The sequence below is a fragment of the Chryseobacterium sp. S0630 genome (assembly GCF_024158915.1).
Taxonomy (GTDB): Bacteria; Bacteroidota; Bacteroidia; order Flavobacteriales; family Weeksellaceae; genus Chryseobacterium.
Genome location: NZ_JAMZGF010000052.1, coordinates 20,907 through 38,782, shown reverse-complemented (window position 1 = coordinate 38,782; position 17,876 = coordinate 20,907). Strand labels below are relative to the sequence as shown.

At 36.4% G+C, this 17,876-nt stretch carries 18 protein-coding genes; 12 read left to right on the top strand and 6 right to left on the bottom strand.

All coding sequences use genetic code 11. The features are described 5' to 3' along the window. Nucleotides 1-128: 128 nt before the first annotated feature. Both NK356_RS18785 and NK356_RS18780 read right to left on the bottom strand, forming a co-directional pair. Entirely contained in the window at nt 129-938 is an 810-nt protein-coding gene (locus NK356_RS18785; RefSeq protein WP_034697597.1) for an enoyl-ACP reductase, read from the bottom strand. A gap of 120 nt (nt 939-1,058) precedes the next feature. Next, a complete protein-coding gene (locus NK356_RS18780; RefSeq protein WP_034697596.1) occupies nt 1,059-1,358 on the bottom strand; it encodes a hypothetical protein in 300 nt (99 codons plus the stop codon). 139 nt (nt 1,359-1,497) lie between these two features. On the opposite strand from NK356_RS18780, the gene NK356_RS18775 reads away from it, so the two are divergent. After that, the gene (locus tag NK356_RS18775; protein ID WP_253317713.1) at nt 1,498-2,055 is read left to right on the top strand and encodes a DNA-3-methyladenine glycosylase I; all 558 of its coding nucleotides are present in this window, start codon (nt 1,498-1,500) and stop codon (nt 2,053-2,055) included. Between the two features lie 254 nt (nt 2,056-2,309). Further along, nucleotides 2,310-3,587, top strand: coding sequence for a hypothetical protein (locus NK356_RS18770; RefSeq protein ID WP_253317712.1), 1,278 nt, complete (start codon nt 2,310-2,312; stop codon nt 3,585-3,587). Between the two features lie 78 nt (nt 3,588-3,665). Here NK356_RS18770 and NK356_RS18765 read toward each other — a convergent pair whose 3' ends face one another. After that, nucleotides 3,666-3,932, bottom strand: a complete 267-nt coding sequence (locus NK356_RS18765; protein WP_253317711.1) for a hypothetical protein — start codon at nt 3,930-3,932, stop codon at nt 3,666-3,668. 151 nt (nt 3,933-4,083) lie between these two features. Here NK356_RS18765 and NK356_RS18760 point away from each other — a divergent pair, with 151 nt between their 5' ends. Both NK356_RS18760 and NK356_RS18755 read left to right on the top strand, forming a co-directional pair. After that, nucleotides 4,084-4,509 (top strand): MarR family winged helix-turn-helix transcriptional regulator, encoded by a 426-nt coding sequence (locus NK356_RS18760; protein ID WP_301288015.1) that lies wholly within the window; start codon nt 4,084-4,086, stop codon nt 4,507-4,509. Next, nucleotides 4,506-5,270, top strand: coding sequence for a hypothetical protein (locus NK356_RS18755; RefSeq protein WP_253317710.1), 765 nt, complete (start codon nt 4,506-4,508; stop codon nt 5,268-5,270). Before NK356_RS18760 ends, NK356_RS18755 begins: the two co-directional genes overlap by 4 nt. Nucleotides 5,271-5,527: 257 nt before the next feature. Here the strand turns inward: NK356_RS18755 and NK356_RS18750 are convergent, their stop codons facing one another. Both NK356_RS18750 and NK356_RS18745 read right to left on the bottom strand, forming a co-directional pair. Next, nucleotides 5,528-6,382, bottom strand: coding sequence for a nucleoside phosphorylase (locus NK356_RS18750; RefSeq protein WP_034696753.1), 855 nt, complete (start codon nt 6,380-6,382; stop codon nt 5,528-5,530). A gap of 22 nt (nt 6,383-6,404) precedes the next feature. Next, nucleotides 6,405-6,890, bottom strand: coding sequence for a hypothetical protein (locus NK356_RS18745; RefSeq protein WP_253317709.1), 486 nt, complete (start codon nt 6,888-6,890; stop codon nt 6,405-6,407). A 231-nt stretch (nt 6,891-7,121) separates the two neighbouring features. Between NK356_RS18745 and NK356_RS18740 the strand changes: the two genes are divergently transcribed. The 3 genes from NK356_RS18740 (at nt 7,122) to NK356_RS18730 (ending at nt 12,397) form a co-directional block, all read left to right on the top strand. Continuing rightward, a complete protein-coding gene (locus tag NK356_RS18740) occupies nt 7,122-8,951 on the top strand; it encodes a cytochrome-c peroxidase (RefSeq protein ID WP_253317708.1) in 1,830 nt (609 codons plus the stop codon). Nucleotides 8,952-9,286: 335 nt separating this feature from the next. Beyond that, a complete protein-coding gene (locus NK356_RS18735) occupies nt 9,287-11,440 on the top strand; it encodes an alkaline phosphatase PhoX (protein WP_253317707.1) in 2,154 nt (717 codons plus the stop codon). A gap of 57 nt (nt 11,441-11,497) precedes the next feature. After that, complete coding sequence (locus NK356_RS18730; protein ID WP_253317706.1) at nt 11,498-12,397, top strand: leucine-rich repeat domain-containing protein; 900 nt, start codon at nt 11,498-11,500, stop codon at nt 12,395-12,397. A gap of 2 nt (nt 12,398-12,399) precedes the next feature. On the opposite strand, the gene NK356_RS18725 is transcribed toward NK356_RS18730, so the two are convergent. Beyond that, nucleotides 12,400-12,723, bottom strand: coding sequence for a translation initiation factor (locus NK356_RS18725; RefSeq protein ID WP_034696743.1), 324 nt, complete (start codon nt 12,721-12,723; stop codon nt 12,400-12,402). 205 nt (nt 12,724-12,928) lie between these two features. Here NK356_RS18725 and gpmI point away from each other — a divergent pair, with 205 nt between their 5' ends. The 5 genes from gpmI (at nt 12,929) to NK356_RS18700 (ending at nt 17,862) form a co-directional block, all read left to right on the top strand. Then, the gene (gene gpmI, locus NK356_RS18720; RefSeq protein ID WP_034696741.1) at nt 12,929-14,470 is read left to right on the top strand and encodes a 2,3-bisphosphoglycerate-independent phosphoglycerate mutase; all 1,542 of its coding nucleotides are present in this window, start codon (nt 12,929-12,931) and stop codon (nt 14,468-14,470) included. A 150-nt stretch (nt 14,471-14,620) separates the two neighbouring features. After that, nucleotides 14,621-15,598, top strand: a complete 978-nt coding sequence (locus NK356_RS18715; protein ID WP_034696739.1) for an acyl-ACP desaturase — start codon at nt 14,621-14,623, stop codon at nt 15,596-15,598. A gap of 99 nt (nt 15,599-15,697) precedes the next feature. Continuing rightward, nucleotides 15,698-16,129, top strand: coding sequence for a BT0820 family HAD-type phosphatase (locus tag NK356_RS18710; protein ID WP_034696738.1), 432 nt, complete (start codon nt 15,698-15,700; stop codon nt 16,127-16,129). A gap of 156 nt (nt 16,130-16,285) precedes the next feature. Continuing rightward, the gene (map, locus tag NK356_RS18705; protein ID WP_034696736.1) at nt 16,286-17,095 is read left to right on the top strand and encodes a type I methionyl aminopeptidase; all 810 of its coding nucleotides are present in this window, start codon (nt 16,286-16,288) and stop codon (nt 17,093-17,095) included. Next, a complete protein-coding gene (locus NK356_RS18700) occupies nt 17,095-17,862 on the top strand; it encodes a class I SAM-dependent methyltransferase (RefSeq protein ID WP_034696735.1) in 768 nt (255 codons plus the stop codon). The genes map and NK356_RS18700 overlap by 1 nt, the downstream gene beginning before the upstream one ends. Nucleotides 17,863-17,876 lie beyond the last annotated feature (14 nt).

Sequence of the window (17,876 nt, the reverse complement as noted above, 5' to 3'; positions counted from 1 at the left end):
TATTTTCAATGTATTTATACTTTTTATCGGACAGTAATGGGTCGCATAAAAAAGACTGTCCTTTTTGGACAGCCTCTTTAATTTATTTTAAAAGGAACTTTTTCAGTTCACGCCTTTTTTGACTAAAATTATTCAGCGTCATATTTACTGATTACTTTCTGAGTAACCCCTGAGCTGCTGAAACCTCCATCATGGAAAAGATTCTGCATGGTTACTTTTTTAGTAAGATCAGAGAATAAAGTTACACAGTAATCTGCACATTCAAGAGCTGTAGCGTTTCCTAGTGGAGACATATCTTCAGCATATCCAAGGAATCCTCCGAAACCTTTCACACCGCTACCGGCAGTAGTCATTGTTGGAGACTGAGAAACTGTATTTACACGTACTTTTCTTTCTCCCCAATAGTTTCCGAAAGTTCTTGCGATACTTTCCAGATACGCTTTGTTATCAGACATATCATTGTAATCCGGGAATGTTCTCTGAGCTGCAATATAAGTAAGGGCCAAAATACTTCCCCATTCGTTCATACAGTCTTTTTCCCAAGCTACACGCATTACTTTATGGAAAGAAACAGCGGAAATATCCCAGCCTTTCTCCAACCAGTCGTAATTCATTTCTGTATAGTGTTTTCCTTTTCTTACGTTGATAGACATTCCGATAGAGTGAAGGATAAAGTCGATTTTTCCAAATTTTGCAACAGCGGCATCAAAAAGTTTTTCAAGATCTTCTATAGAAGTAGCATCAGCACCTATTACTTCAGAACCTGTTTTTTCTGCTAAACCATTAAGTTCTCCCATTCTCAAAGCAATAGGAGCGTTAGATAAAATGAATTCAGCACCTTCCTCATGGCATCTTTCAGCAACTTTCCATGCGATAGATTGTTCATTAAGGGCTCCAAAAATAATTCCCTTTTTGCCTTTAAGTAAACCGTATGACATAATTTTTTAATGTTTATTATAATACAAATGTAACAATAATTGTGCTTATGGCATAATAAAAAATGGAGCCTTATCAATTTAAGACTCCATTTTATTGAAAATATTTATATGACTGAAATACTAATTGGTTTTCTTATTCCATTCTGCCTTTACATCCTCTGCCGCATCTTTGGTTTTTTCCCATGCTTCATCCGCTTTATCCTTAATATCTTCCCAAGCATCGGATACATTAGCTTTTACCCTGTCTAGCCAGTCTTCCTGGCTGGCTTCCTGATCATTATTCCTCTTTTCATTGATATAATCTTTAGCCTTGTCTGCCAATTCATTGATTTTCCATTTGGCTTTGTCCGTTGCATTCTGTAAAGAATTTTCTACATTGTTTACTGCATTTTCCGCTTTGTTGTACTCTGAATTGTTCATAATAGTATAAATTTTAGTTTGGTATCAGTAATTAAACAATAACCATTCCTAAAACTGAACCTCTCTGTTAAACTTTTCATAATATTTTGTTATATTTTTCTAAATCGGTAGTAACTTTAAGTGATAAAAATTGATTATTATGGAAAAAATACGTTGTGGCTGGTGCGAAAAAGATGACCTCTACAGGAAGTATCATGATGAAGAGTGGGGAAGACCTGTGTATGATGATGAAACAATATTTGAGTTCCTGATTCTGGAAAGTTTTCAGGCTGGCTTGAGCTGGTATACCATTTTATCTAAGAGGGAAAATTTCAGAAGAGCTTTTGATGATTTTGATTATAAGAAAGTAGCTGCTTATTCAGATAAAAAGATTGAAGAGCTCATGAACAACCCCGGAATTATCAGAAACAGATTTAAAATTCTGTCAGCTGTCACCAATGCCCAGAAATTTATAGAAGTTCAAAAGGAGTTTGGAAGTTTTTCCAACTATATCTGGGATTTTATTGGTGGAAAACCAATAGACAACAGTCCCGAAACATTATCCGACGTTCCTGCCACAACAGAGATTTCTGATCTTATTTCCAAAGAACTTAAAAAAAGAGGTTTCAAATTCGTTGGTTCTACTGTTATTTATGCCCATATGCAGGCTACCGGAATGGTCAATGATCACTTAAAAAATTGTTTTCTCAGAAAATAGCTGTTGCTTTTTATTCAATATTTAGTGAAGTTTATTATTAATTTTATAATTTAAAAAATTAAACGCAAAATAGGAGATATTTGAAAAGTCTAATGAATGCTACATTAGTTAATTGATTGATATTAAACATTTTTCATTGTTTTGTGATTAAGTTTTATTTTAATCACTATAATGTGTTTTTAATTATTAAGTTTTTAATATAATTGTGATTTTATTAAAAATTTGTATATTTGCACCTGCAAAAAATGCAAGGAATGCAAAAAGACTATAAACCGCAGTTCACACTTCTCTTATTTTTAATAAGTATTTTTACATATGCACAAGTTGGGATTGGATTACCGAATCCGGATTCATCAGCAATGCTTCACATTAAAGCCAATAATAAAGGAGTACTCCTTCCAAGTATTGCGCTTACCACTACAACAGACAATATTACCATCCCTTCTCCGGCAGAAGGTCTTATCATATGGAATAACGGAAACTCTACCCTGAAAGAAATTGGTTTTTATTACTGGTTTGAATCAAAATGGAATAAAATTTTAGCAAACGGCGGTAATACCACTAAAACAGAGGATGGAACCAACTGGAACCTTACAGGTACAAATGTCGGGAATTATGGAGGCTCTAATACAACGCTTGCTTTAGGAACAAAAACCTATGATGATCTCATCTTTAAAGTAAATGCTTTAACAGCCGGAAGACTGGGAGTTGATAATTCTGTAAGCCTCGGGATAGGTTCAAATGCAGGTCAGAATGGTATTGCTTTGGGAAGCGCAAACTCAGCATTTATGGGAATTGCTATTGGGAGTGCAACAGCAGTTTCTGGTAATGAAGCTTTAGCAGTAGGAAATAAAACGACAGCAGCAGGGTTCAGGTCTACAGCCATAGGTTTTCATGCCCAAACCAGCAGTAATGAATCTGTAGCTGTTGGAAATAACTCATCAGCAGATGGATTTCAGTCCATCGCATTAGGATACAATGCAAAAACGAATACTAATAGTGAAACAGCTTTGGGATATAATGCGGTAACAAATAGCCAGAATTCTACTGCTCTAGGTTCGGAAGCCAATGCATTAGGACAATTTTCAACTGCTGTAGGATATGGAGCTGCTACTTCACAGGCCAATGCTATTGTTCTGGGAAATAGCAATGCAAATGTAGGTATTGGTACTGGAACTCCGAATATCTCTGCAAAACTGGATGTAAGCGGACAGTTTAAATTAGGAGAAAAGGGCAGTGTCCAGAAAAGTCAGATCAGTTTTGAAGCATGGCCTGGAATTTCGATCAATAATTTGCCTCCGGGAAAATCTACAACCATCGATATTTCTGTTCCGGCAGAATATCAGCCTGGTTCTACAAGAGCTGTAGTCGTAGTTTCTCCGGCAGGAGATTTTTCAGGAAATTCCTCATTTTCCATCTCGAATCCAAGGTTGACTTCTGCTTCCAGTATTACAATCAATCTCACTAATATTTCGGGAACAGCTAACAGTTTGTACTCCGGACACTTTTATGTGATGATCAATGAGTTTTAAATAATAGATTTTTTATTATAGTTGATATGGTGTGAAGGACTTCCGGAGTGGAAGTCCTTTTTTTATTGACCGTCAATTTCAATTAAGTTTTCGGGACTGAAGTTCTTTTCGGGCATTTTGCCAGCTTTTTCTAATAATAAGATATAAAGGGAAAAAAGCCAGAGGAAGCGGAGTAATACCATTGAACCCTTTCTTAATGGTAACATAGATGCAGGCGCCTACCAGCATTCCCATAATAATACAAAAGGAAATATGAGCAGCAGAACGTTTTTTTTCTTCTTTTGTAAGTTCCTCAGTGGAGAGTTCTGAAAGTTTATTGTTTTCTGTTTGAGGTGAATTTTTCATGTTCAATCAATGGTTAGTTTTTGCTAAAATAATAAAATAATCACAGCCTGAAACAAAGATGTTTCCTTTTATTTAATTGAATAAAAAATATTTTAAACAAAAATATTGTGCACAAAGTAAATAGATTATCTTTGTGTCTTAAAAGAAAACAATGATCCCTTTATCAGAACATTTATGTTTTAAAACGTATGCGGTTTCACGGTATATTACAGGGTTGTATAAGCCCTATCTTGATAAAATTTCACTGACCTATCCCCAATATCTGGTAATGACTGTTTTATGGGAACATGGCGGAATGAATATCGGAAAGATTGGTGAATATCTTCATCTTGACAACGGAACACTTACCCCATTATTGAAACGTATGGAGAAAAACGGACTGATTATCAGAACCCGTAGCTCAGAAGATGAAAGAGTAGTACTGATCAACCTTACAGAACAGGGAGTAAAGCTTAAAGAAAAAGCAAAAGATATTCCTAAAGCCGTTCAGAGCTGTATGCATTTGAGTGATGAAGTAAAAACTCAACTGATGGCTTCTTTAGACGAAATATTATCAATTCAAACTGTGTCCAAATGATGAAGAAAATAGGAATTATAGGCTATGGCTGGCTGGGAGAAAGACTCGCATCTTCCTTATCCGGAAAATATGTGCTGGCAACCACGACCACAACAGAAAGCAAAGTAAATCAACTGAATAATAAAGGAATTCATGCTGTAATGGCTTCTTTCCCGGACTATCAGCTGGCAGAACCTCTTTCCCAATGGGAAGAAGTTAAAAACATGGATGTTTTGATTATCACAATTCCTGTTTCTGAAAAAAGCTGTTGTGTAAGTTCTTTATACAATAGAATTCAGAATTTGTCAACTTTTATAGGAGACTTTAAAGGACAGGTGTTCCTGATGAGTTCTACAGGAGTTTATCCTGATCTGCCCCAGGATTTTACAGAAGAAGACATTCCTTTGGAAAAAATATCAGGCGAAAGAATGTTGAGAAATAAGTATCCCCAACTTAATATTTTAAGACTTGGCGGGCTGATGGGAGACAACAGACTTTTGAAAAACTATAATGTGAGCAACCTTGATCACGCTGTAAATCATATTCATTATGCTGATATCAGTAGGATTATTTCGGAAATGATTGAAAAGGAAACCCAATCAAAGTTATATAATGTTACAGCTCCGATTCATCCGGCAAAAAGCCAGGTAATTAATGCCCAGAAAAATATTGAAGATGATGAAGTATTTGAGGGGAAAGGAAAAAAGGTTCTGTCTTCAAAGTTGGTTTCAGAACTGGATTATGTATTTCAATATCCGGATCCGAGGATGTTTCATTTATAATTAATTGGATTGGGTCTTCCATCCATTTATACATACTCAATTCTTATGATACCCTTTGTCATAGAAATCGGAATGACAGAGTAAGTAATAAGCTTTATTCGTCATGAAATGAACAGGATTCTACAATACCAATTCAATAGGAACGGGCTTTAGCCCGTTTTCAAAATAAATCAGATTCCATTGGCTTTAGCCAAAACCTAATAAAAAACCTCCGGAAACAGTTTCCGGAGGTTTTATCTTTATTATCAATAAAATAATTATTTAATAATTCTTTCCAATACCCATTCAATAAGGTTTTTCTCAGAAGCATGGTGGTCTGCAGAGAATTCTCCACGTCTTCTGTTGGCAATAACGTTATTAACGGTAATAGCTTTGTGTCCTAATAATTTTGAAAGAGCATAGATCGCAGAAGTTTCCATCTCAAAATTGGTAATGCCAAGATCATTCAACGTTTCTAAGAATTGATCATCTACTGCTTTTAAACGAAGCTGTCTTCCCTGTGGAGCATAGAATCCCGGGAATGTTGCCGTATTTCCGTGGTATTTGGCATCTTTGTAGTATTCTCCCATTTCTTCTGCCCAGTCTGAGAAATAAAGCATCGGCTTGATTCTTTCGTAAGGGAATTTTTCCAGGAAACTCTTAGAAAATTCATTTTCGAAGTTGTAATCCTGATAGAAGTGCATCAATCCGTCTAAACCTACTACATTCTGCGTTACCAGCATATTGTCTACCTGTACATCAGGGTTTACGCTACCACAAGTTCCCATACGGAAAAGCTCAAGCGCTTTGTGCTCAGTCTTGAATTCTTTGTTTTGAAGATCAATGTTTACCAAAGCATCCAACTCGTTCATCACAATATCGATGTTTTCAGTTCCGATTCCGGTAGACATTACGGTAATTCTTTCTCCACGAAGCGTTCCTGTATGGGTATAGAATTCTCTTTTATTTTTTTTGATTTCTACAGTATCAAAGTATTTTGAAACTTTTGCCACTCTGTCAGGATCACCTACAAGGATGATTTTGTCAGCAATATCTTCAGGTAAAAGATTCAGGTGGTATACACTTCCGTCTTCATTCAGAACAAGTTCTGAGGCAGCAAGTTTGTTTAGCATAATATGTATATTTTTTGTTTTTTTAATTAATCATAATGGCTTCTTTATAAGGAGATGCCATAACCTCGTAGATGTCATTGTATTCTTCTACAATCCTTTTCTGACCATTCATTACCTCATATACAGTAATGACCGTCTTTTCAATGTTTTTAGGATCTTTCCTCTGTGAAGTGATTTCGTAGAAGTGATAATCTTTTTTAAGAATAGAAATCAGTTCTTCCTTTGTTGAATTGTTGGAAGTCATCATTCCAGGGAACTCTGTGACAATATCTTTCAGGTCAGAATAATTTTTATAAGGCTTGGTTATCCCATTGGAATGTACATAGACATTAGGAATGTTTTTATCTTTTTCCAGGCGGACCAAATAATAATCAGACCCTCTTTTTTCTGCATAGACAGCCATTTCCTGAGGCTTTCCGGATGTCTTTTCCGGCTGCTTCTTTTTCTGGGAAAATGCCGTCATAGAAAGGAAACTTGCCATAACAGCAAACCATAGTTTTGTTTTCATACTCCTATTTAGTTTTTTTGATGTGTTGAATTTAATTTAAAAAAATCCTCTCCCAATAATCTCCCGCCATTATTTTTTCCGGTATTTCGAAGAACCGTTCTCTTTAGAATAATGAATTTGATTTCGGGGTTTAAAATTAGTGAAAAATATGTTATCAGAAATATAAACATTATTTAATCTGTTATTAAAACTGAGATAACATCAGTTTAATAGTTTTGCCGCTAAAAATTCATGAGATCTTATCCACTGCTTGTAATCGTCCTTCTGATAGGATTTGCAGTAATGTCTTTTAATCCTGTTTATAAAGGAAAAGAAAGCGAAAATACATTTGTCAATAAAGGGTTGTCCGACTTTAAAACCAAGCTTGAACAGCTGAAATCAGATGTTGATAAGTTCTCTGAAGGCCGTATTTCCCTGGAAGAGCTGCAAAAATCACTAAGTAGTACAAGAAATTCATTCAAAGAAGTTGAATTCTATATCGCTTATCATTATCCTGAATTTACCAAAACTCACCTTAACGCAGCACCTTTGTTTCACATTGAAGCGGCTGGGACATCATCATACACACTTCCTCCTGAAGGATTGCAAGTGCTTGATGAACTTATATTTTCAGATGATGCAGAAAATGAGAAAGAAAAAATCAAAACCATTACTACTTTTTTATATAACAGCTATTCCGGGTTTTATTTAAGTGCTTTAAAAAATGGGTTGAGCAAAGGAAACAACAAAACATTGCCTTTGCGCATAGAGCTTATCAGAATCTATTCACTTGGGGTTTCTGGTTTTGATACGCCGGGTTCTCTGAATATTTCTGAGGAAACAAGTCATGCTCTTGCAGGAATACAGAAATACATCAATGATGACCTTTATTTTAAAAATTATAATACTGAAAAGGCTGACCAGATTTTAACAGAAGCTATCAGCTATCTTTCAAAGAATACCGATTTTGAAACTTTCGACAGGATTGAGTTTTATAAAAAATACGTACAGCCTTTATATGAAGAGTTCGGGAAATGGGATGGCAGACCGGATGACCTTAAAGAATTCTCAGGCTGGAATGTGGGAAACAAAAATTTTTTCAGTAGCGATTTTTTAGACCCTTATTTTTATACCTTATTAAAATCATCAGAAGATAATCCGGAACTCCGAAACCTTGGGAAATCCATTTTCTACGATCAGAACTTAAGTGGTAATGGGAAAATGAGCTGTGCGACTTGCCATCTTCAGGAAAATGCTTTTACAGACCTGAAGCCAAAATCACAAAGTAATGTGGAAGGGAAAACAGTTTTGAGAAATTCTCCGTCTTTATATAATGCTGTTTTTGCCAAAAGATTTTTCTATGATCTTCGTGCTTTCTATCTTGAACAGCAGGCAGAACACGTTATTTATAATGAGCAGGAGTTCAACACGAGTTATGAAAGCATTATCCAGAAATTAAAAACAAAACCTGAGTATAAAAAAGCGTTCCGAAATGCCTTCAAGGATGGGAAAATCAGTAAAGAAAATTTTTCAAAAGCATTAAGTTCTTACGTGGCTTCATTGTACTCATTTGACAGTGATTTTGACCGTTTTATGAGAAATGAAAAAAATGTTTCCGATGACGTGAAAAAAGGATTCAACCTCTTTATGGGAAAAGCCAATTGTGCAACCTGTCATTTTGCACCCACTTTTTCCGGATTGGTGCCTCCGTTTTTTAATGAAAATGAATCTGAAGTATTGGGAATAACTACCAGACCTATTAAACAGCTTCCTGTAGAGCTTGATCAGGATTTAGGAAGAGGAAACAGTCCTGTGAAAAAGGAGAAATCATGGATTTATGATTATTCTTTTAAAACAGTAACCGTTAGAAATATTGCCCTTACCAAACCTTATTTCCATAACGGAGCTTTCAATACCTTAGAAGAAGTCCTGGATTTTTATAACGAAGGTGGAGGAGAAGGATTAGGTTTAAAAATGAAAAACCAAACCCTTGCTCCTGATAAATTAAACCTTAGCGAAACAGAAATGAAACAAATCATTGCCTTCCTGAATGCTCTTACGGATGTGAGTAAAGCGAAATAGGCGGGGTGCGGGATTCGAGATTCGGGGTTTTGAAATGCGGTTCGGGGTACGAGGTTCGGATTATAATGTGTTATAATTGAAGATACGCAAGAAAACACATCAGCTGCTCAGCTTATTTCATCCCTGAATTTCTGTATTTGCACCCACATCCCGAAATCCCGCACCTCGCATCTCGAATCCCGCACCCCGTAATCCGCATCATTTAACAAAAAATTAATCCCCTTAACATTAGGTTTTTGATAAGTTAATATTGGACGATTTAGATTTAAAATCCTATTAACAGAGAAAAAGCTCTAAAAAAATAGTTTTGCAAGGTCTAATAAATCAAATAAAAAATGAAGAAAAAACTACTAACAGTGGGAGCTTTGGCTATACTGGCCAGTTCTGGTCTTCAGGCGCAGACTTTGATATTCAATAAGAATGCGTCATGGAGCTACAAAGATAACAACCAGGCTCAACCAGCCGGATGGAATGCTCAGACGTATGACATTTCAACATGGGCAGTTGGAAACGGCCCGTTAGGATATGGAGATCCTGTAACAACGACCATCAACTCAGGACTTACAACCGCTTATTTTGCTAAAGATTTTACAGTAGATCTTTCAACACTTTCTGATACTATGGAACTTGGAGTGATGAGAGACGATGGTATTATTGTATACCTTAACGGAGAAGAAGTTGTAAGAGACAATATGCCTGCAGGTGCTGTTACATTCAATACTTTCTCAAGTACTACTATTGACGGTGCAGCAGAGAGTGTTTATAACATTTTCTCTATTCCAAAATCCAAGTTTGTAAACGGTGTTAACAGATTTTCTATTGAATTACACAACAGAAGTACAACCAGTTCAGATTTAAGAATTGATGCTTATCTGAAAACAACCACCAATACAACTATCCCTGTAGCTTGTAACGGAACCCACATCAGCTGTTTTACTTCTATTGTTCCTACAGCTCAAACCAATAAATTAATTATCCCGACTGAACACAAATACCAGCTGATTTTAAAAGAAGGAGACAACTATACTGAAGGCGGAGGATTGGTAGGTGGTCAGAATGACTTTACCGCTTATGTTCCAAAAACAGGAAGCAGTACAAACGGATATCTTTCTGTAAACCATGAGACGAATCCTGGAGGAGTTACCATGGCAGAAGTTAACTATAACGCAACTTCAAAACTTTGGCAGCTGACAAAATCAAGAGCCGTAAGTTTCTCAGATCCAAGTTTGGTGCAAACGATCAGAAACTGTTCAGGAGGAATTACGCCCTGGGGAACTGTGGTGACAGCTGAAGAATCTGTTACTTCCAATGATGTGAATAATGATGGGTACAAAGATTACGGTTGGTTGGTAGAAATTGATCCTGCTACAGCACAGGTAATTTCTAAGAATACTGACGGTACCAAAGGAAAACTTTGGCAGATGGGAATCATGAACCATGAAAATGTAGTGATCAATAATGCAGGAACTACAGCTTATTATGGTGAAGACGGCGGAACTCACATGGTATACAAATATGTAATGGATACTCCCAATGATCTTTCTTCAGGAAACCTTTACGTGTTGAAACTGGATCAGGGATTAACTGCTGCGGGAGATCCGGCAGGAACAACAGCCACATGGATTCAGGTTCCGAACAAAACTAAAGTTGATCAGAATAATACCAATACCAATGCCCTGTCATTAGGTGGAACAAAATTCAATGGAGTAGAAGATGTGGATATCAGTCCGCTGGATGGTAAAATCTATTTTACGGCAAAAGGATTAGACAGAGTATACCGTTTACAGGATAACGGAACTACGGCTTCTCAGGTAGAAACATTTGTAGGAGGAGGTTCTTCTGTATATTCTTTCAACACTGCTCAGGGAATGAAATCTGAAGCGTGGGGAGATGGAAATGACAACCTTACTTTCGACGAACTTGGAAACCTTTGGGTACTTCAGGATGGTGGTAAAAACTATATCTGGGTCATTGCTCCTGATCACACGCAGGCTAATCCTAAAGTAAGATTATTTGCTTCTATGCCGGCTGGTTCAGAACCTACAGGATTGACGTTTACCCCTGATCACAAATTTGGTTTCTTCTCTATTCAGCATCCGGATTCAACGATTTCTACAGATGTAGATGCTACAGGAAATACGATTGATTACAGAGGAAAATCAGCAACGATTGTCATTGCCCTTAAAAACAACTTAGGAATTGAAGGAACTTTAGGAACTATTGATACCAAGATTGAAGAAAATACAGTAACGGTAGCACCCAACCCAACTTCAGGAATTGTGAAAATCAATTCTGCAAAAGGACTGAAAGATATTTCTGTAACAGCTTACAGCATGGATGGGAAAATCGTTTACACGAAGAAATTCAACGGAACCAATAAAGTATTGGACCTTGATTTCACACAACAGTTGGAAGGATCACGGGTTTTAGTTTTAAATATTGAAGCTGAAGGTGGATTCCAGAAAACAGTTAAACTTTTAAAGAAATAAATTATTTATAATTCTTGTCTGTCGGCAGCTTTGGTTGCTGGCAGACCTTTTATTTGTATGAAAAAGCTTTTCTTATTGATTTCCATAGTCTCTCTTTCTCAGATCAAAGCACAGATTGATCCGGTGAAGTATCCTACTTTTACCAATATCGAAGAGGCTCTAAAGAGTGAAAAAACAGTTTATAGCATGAGTTTCAGAGAGAAAGGTCTTTTTAATCTTCCTCCTCAGATCGTAAAGCTGAATTCATTATTCTTTTTGAATATTATGGCCAATAAGCTTGAGAAAATGGATCAGGAACTCTTTGCCTTAAAAGAACTGGAAATATTAAATGTGAATGAAAATAGCATTAAATATATTCCGGATGAGGTAAGCAATCTGAAGAAACTGACTACTTTTTCAATGAATCTGAATAGCCTGACAAGCATTAATCCTAATCTTGCAAAACTTCAGAACCTAAAAGTTGTACATTTTGATGCCAATAACCTGAATACTTTTCCCGAGGCTCTTATGGAAATTCCAACGCTGGAAGAAATAAACCTTCAGGGAAACCAGATCAGTTTTATTGCAGACAGATTGGATCAGATCAAAAACCTGAAATTCCTGAATCTTTCAGATAATCAGATCAATGATCTTGGGAATTTGTCTTTTCCCGAAAATTTAAAATATCTTGAACTGCAGCAGAATGCTATTATCAGACTTCCGGAAAATCTTTTCAGAGCAAAGAATCTGGAATTTTTGAATGTAAGTGGAAATAATATCACAGAGTTATCTCCCAAAGTAAAAGGACTGAAAAATATCGTCAGCATGAATCTGGCCAACAATAATCTGAAAAATATTCCTGTAGAAATCAAACAGCTTAAAAATCTGAAAACATTGATTCTTACAGGAAATCCTATAGAAAAATCTACTATTGAAAACTTAAAAACCTTACTACCGGAGACCCAGATCTATTTCTAGAACTATCCGCCAACACGTTTGGTTTTATAGCCCATTTCTTTAAGGATATTCATGATTTTATCACGGTTATCGCCTTGAATGATAATCGTTCCATCCTTCTCAGAACCGCCTATACCCAAGGTGGTTTTTATTTTCTTTGAGATTTTTTTCAGGTCTTCTTCACTGCCTTCCCAGCCTTCAACAATCGTTACAGGCTTACCGTTTCTCCCTTTTTTCTCAAATTTGCATACCAAAGGCTCTTTCTGCTTGAATTGCTCTTCAGGCATCTCAAAATCCTGCTCTTCATGATCAGGAAAAAGGTTCTTCAATTGATCTCGTAAATCCATACTGCAAAATTAAAAAGATTTACTGATTAATGAAGGGTAATAATCAACGAAATTTCAATTTTTCTAACGGTGTCAAGGTTTTAAACCTTGACATGGTTAATTGCTTTAGAAATTAACTGATCATCAGCAATCCATAAAATTCGAGCCTTCAAATTCTTCTATTCATAGGAAATTAGGTAAATTTGTCTAACAAAAGTTTTATAAAATGTCGAAAAAAGCAATATTGGCCATTCTTGACGGATGGGGATTGGGAACAAACCCTAACGTTTCTGCAATAGATAAAGCAAATACACCATTCATAGACAGCTGTTACCAGAAATTTCCACATACTACACTTGAAGCAAGTGGATTGGCTGTAGGTTTACCAGCCGGACAGATGGGGAATTCTGAAGTAGGGCACATGAACCTGGGAGCCGGAAGAGTAGTTTACCAAAACCTGGTAAAACTGAATATGGCCGTTGAAAACGGAACAATGGGTCAGGAAAAAGTGATCCAGGATGCTTTTGAATATGCCAAAAAAGAAAATAAAAAAGTACACTTTATCGGATTGGTTTCCAATGGAGGTGTACATTCACATATCAACCACTTAAAAGGATTACTGACCGCTGCAAAAGAGTCCGGATTGAATGATAACGTTTTTGTTCACGCATTTACTGATGGTAGAGACTGTGATCCGCACTCAGGATTAGGATTTATCGATGAGCTTCAGAAACATATGGAAGTTACTACAGGAAAACTGGCAACAGTGGTAGGAAGATACTATGCGATGGACAGAGATAAAAGATGGGAGCGTGTAAAACTGGCTTATGATGCTCTTGTAGAAGGAGTAGGTGAGCCATCAACAGACGCGTTGGCTTCTATTAAAGCTTCTTATGACAACAACGTTACCGATGAATTCCTGAAACCAATTATTCTGATGAATACTACGGCTACAGGAAATGTAGTGCCGGTAGCAAAAATCATTGATAATGACGTAGTAATCTGCTTCAACTTCCGTACAGACAGAGGTAGAGAGATTACGGAAGTGCTTTCTCAGAAAGATTTCCCGGAATATGATATGAAAAAGCTGAACCTTTATTATGTCACATTAACGAATTATGATAAAACCTTCCAGAATGTACAGGTAGTTTTTGATGAAAATGTACTGACGGAAACAATGGGTGAAATTCTTGAAAAAAATGGAAAAACCCAGATCAGAATTGCAGAAACAGAGAAATATCCACACGTTACTTTCTTCTTCTCAGGAGGAAGAGAACTGGAGTTTTCAGGTGAAAGAAGACTGCTTTGCCCAAGCCCGAAAGATGTTCCTACTTACGACCTGAAGCCGGAAATGTCAGCATATGATATCACCAATGCTATTGTGCCGGAACTGGAGCAGGGAACCGCTGATTTTGTATGTCTGAATTTCGCCAATACAGATATGGTTGGGCATACAGGCGTTTTTGAAGCTGCTGTAAAAGCTGCTGAGGTGGTAGATCAGTGTATTGAAAAAGTAGCTACAGCTGCCTATGAAAACGGATATGCTGTCTTCATTCTTGCCGATCACGGAAATTCTGATGTTATGATTAATGCAGACGGAACTCCTAATACCCAGCATTCAACAAATCTGGTTCCTTTTATCGTTATGGATAAAGACCACACATGGAATTTAAAACCAGGAAAACTGGGGGATGTAGCGCCTACCATTCTTAAAGTAATGGGCGTTGAAATACCAGATGCAATGACTGGAGAAGTTTTGGTTAATTAATATTCAATAATATTGTTAAAAAAATGCCGTTATGCTTTTGCAGCGGCATTTTTTTTATGATTTATGTCAGATAAGGTATGACTTGCATACTTTATTATGCGTTAAATAATAAATAAATCTTATCTTTGTAAATTAAAACTGAATAGTAAAATGTATCAAAAGCTTGTTAGGAAAGAAGTAATGGGATTATTGGAAAAGGAAGTAGGTTCTTTTCTTGATAAATTTTTAACGCCAATTGAAAAAATCTGGCAGCCTTCCGATTATTTACCAGATCCTTCAAGCGATGAGTTTAAACATGACTTAGAAGAAATTCAGACTTTTGCCCGTGAAATGCCTTATGATCTTTTTGTAACTCTTATCGGTGACTGTATCACAGAAGAGGCACTTCCTTCCTATGAGTCTTGGTTGATGGGTGTTGACGGTATCAATCAGGAAGAAAAAGTAGGCTGGGCCAACTGGGTAAGAGCCTGGACTGCTGAGGAAAACAGACACGGAGATTTATTAAACAAATATCTTTATCTGTGCGGAAGAGTAAACATGAGAGAGGTGGAAATCACAACTCAATACCTTATCAATGACGGATTCGATTTGGGAACAAGTATGGACCCATACAGAAACTTCATTTATACAAGTTTCCAGGAAACAGCTACCAATATCTCTCACAGAAGAGTAGGAACATTGGCAAAACAATCCGGAAACGGAAAATTAGCAAAAATGTGTGGGGTTATTGCTGCAGATGAAGCAAGACACGCTAAAGCATACAAACATTTCGTAGCAAAAATTCTTGAAGTAGATCCTTCAGAAATGATTCTTGCATTCGAAGATATGATGCGTAAGAAAATTGTAATGCCTGCTCACTTAATGAGACAGTCCGGACAAAAAGCTGGTGAACTTTGGGGACATTTCTCAGATGCTGCACAAAGATGTATGGTCTACACAGGTCAGGATTACATCAATATTATGAAAGACCTTTTAGATGAATGGAAAATTGAGCACGTAAAAGGACTTACAGAAAAAGCAGAAAAAGCTCAGGAATACCTGATGAAGCTTCCTGCAAGGCTACAGAAGATCACAGACAGAGTTTCTACTCCGGATCTTCAGTTCCAGTTTAGCTGGGTAAAAAGCTAATAAGATCTATATTATTATTTAAAATATAAAAGTATTGAGTGCCTTTCTTTTTGGCACTCTTTTTATTTCTTATCTTTGCAAAGCTAAAAAAAGAACAAAATGTTAAATAATAAAAAGATTGCTGTTGACTTTGACGGGACTATTGTTGACGACGCTTACCCGGCAATTGGAAAACCGAAAACTTTTGCATTCGAAACTTTGAAAAGACTTCAGTCTGAAGGATTCAGACTTATACTTTGGACATACAGACACGGAAAAACATTAGATGAAGCGGTAGAATTCTGTAAAAAAAACGGAATAGAATTTTATTCTGTGAACTCAAGTTTTGAAGGAGAAGTTTTTGATCCTGAAAATCAATCCAGAAAATTAGATGCAGACTGGTTTATTGATGACAGAAACTTAGGAGGATTTCCGGGATGGGGAGAGATCTACAATATTATTCAGGAAAGAATAGAATTCCGTGTTGAAGGAAAAGAAGTTCTTGCCTATTCAAAACTTAAAAAAGAAAAGAAAAAAGGACTTTTTTGGTAAAATAGAAATTAGAAGCTAGGTATTAGACGTTAGTTTTTAACGGCCAATCAAAGCTTCTGTTTTTTATCAAAAAGAGTTTATAGATTGTTATAATATAGAAATACACATTATGTTGTAATCTAGCTTCTAACATCTAATATCTAACATCTATATACAATGATTCAATTAAAAACGATAGACGAATTACGTCTGATGAAGGAGAGTGCCCGACTGGTTTCTAAAACATTGGGAATGTTGGCAAAAGAAATTAAACCGGGGATTACTACCTTATATTTAGATAAACTGGCTCATGATTTTATTAAAGATCATGGTGCTGAGCCTGCATTCTTAGGATACGGAGGATTTCCAAACTCTCTTTGTATCTCTCCAAATGAGCAGGTAGTTCATGGTTTTCCAAACAATGATGTAGTGAAAGAAGGAGATGTTCTTTCTGTAGACTGTGGAGTTATTCTTAACGGTTTCGTAGGGGATCATGCCTATACTTTTGAAATCGGGGAAGTGAAACCTGAGGTTAAAAAATTACTGCAGGTTACCAAGGAATCTTTATACAAAGGAATTGAGCAGGTTGTCAGAGGAAAAAGAATTGGAGATATCTCCCATGCAATCCAGGCACATTGTGAAAAAGAAGGGTATGGAGTAGTAAGAGAGCTTGTAGGACACGGATTAGGAAGAAAAATGCACGAAGATCCACAAGTTCCTAACTATGGAAGACAAGGAAGCGGAAAAGTAATTAAAGACGGTTTAGCAATCGCCATCGAGCCGATGGTAAACATGGGAACTGAAAAAGTAAAGTTCCATAATGATGGCTGGACAGTAACGACTTTAGATAACATGCCTTCTGCGCACTTCGAACATGATGTGGCAGTAATCAATGGTAAGCCGGTATTGCTTTCTACATTTGATTATGTGTACGAAGCTTTAGGGATTGTAAGTGATGAAGAAAAGCAGTTCCAACTGGATTTTTAATGAAAAAGGTAACTAAGCTTTTACTGAATAAAATTCCACGTCCTATGCTTATTAAAATGAGCATCTGGGCAAGACCGCTTATTTATCAGTTTTTTAAAGGTGATAAATTCTTTGATCCTATTGATGGAAGATCTTACAGGAAGTTTCTTCCATACGGATATGGAAAACAAAGAGAAAATGCTCTTTCTCCAGGAACGTTAAGTTTGGAAAGACATCGCCAGATGTGGCTGTATCTTCAGAATGAAACCGATTTTTTCATTAAGAATTATAAAGTTCTGCATATTGCTCCCGAACAGGAATTTTTAAGAAAGTTCAAGAGAATGAGCAATCTGAATTATATTTCAGCAGATCTGTATTCTCCTATTGTAGACGTGAAAGCAGATATTCTGGATTTACCTTTTGAAAATGACAGCTTTGATATCATTTTCTGTAATCATGTTCTGGAACATATTGAAGACGATGCCAAAGCAATGAGCGAGCTGTACAGGGTAATGAAACCTGGTGGATGGGGAATTCTTCAGGTTCCGATGAAAAATTCATTGGAAAAAACCTACGAAGACTTCACGATTAAAGATCCAAAAGAACGTCAGAAACATTTCGGACAGTACGATCATGTTCGTTGGTACGGAATGGATTATTTTGACCGCTTAAGAAAGGCAGGCTTCGAAATAGATCCCAACTTCTATTCACAGAAATTCTCTGAAGAAGAAATAAAAAAATTCGGGTTAAGACATAATGAAATCTTACCTGTAGTTTATAAAAAATAAAATAAAAACCGTTT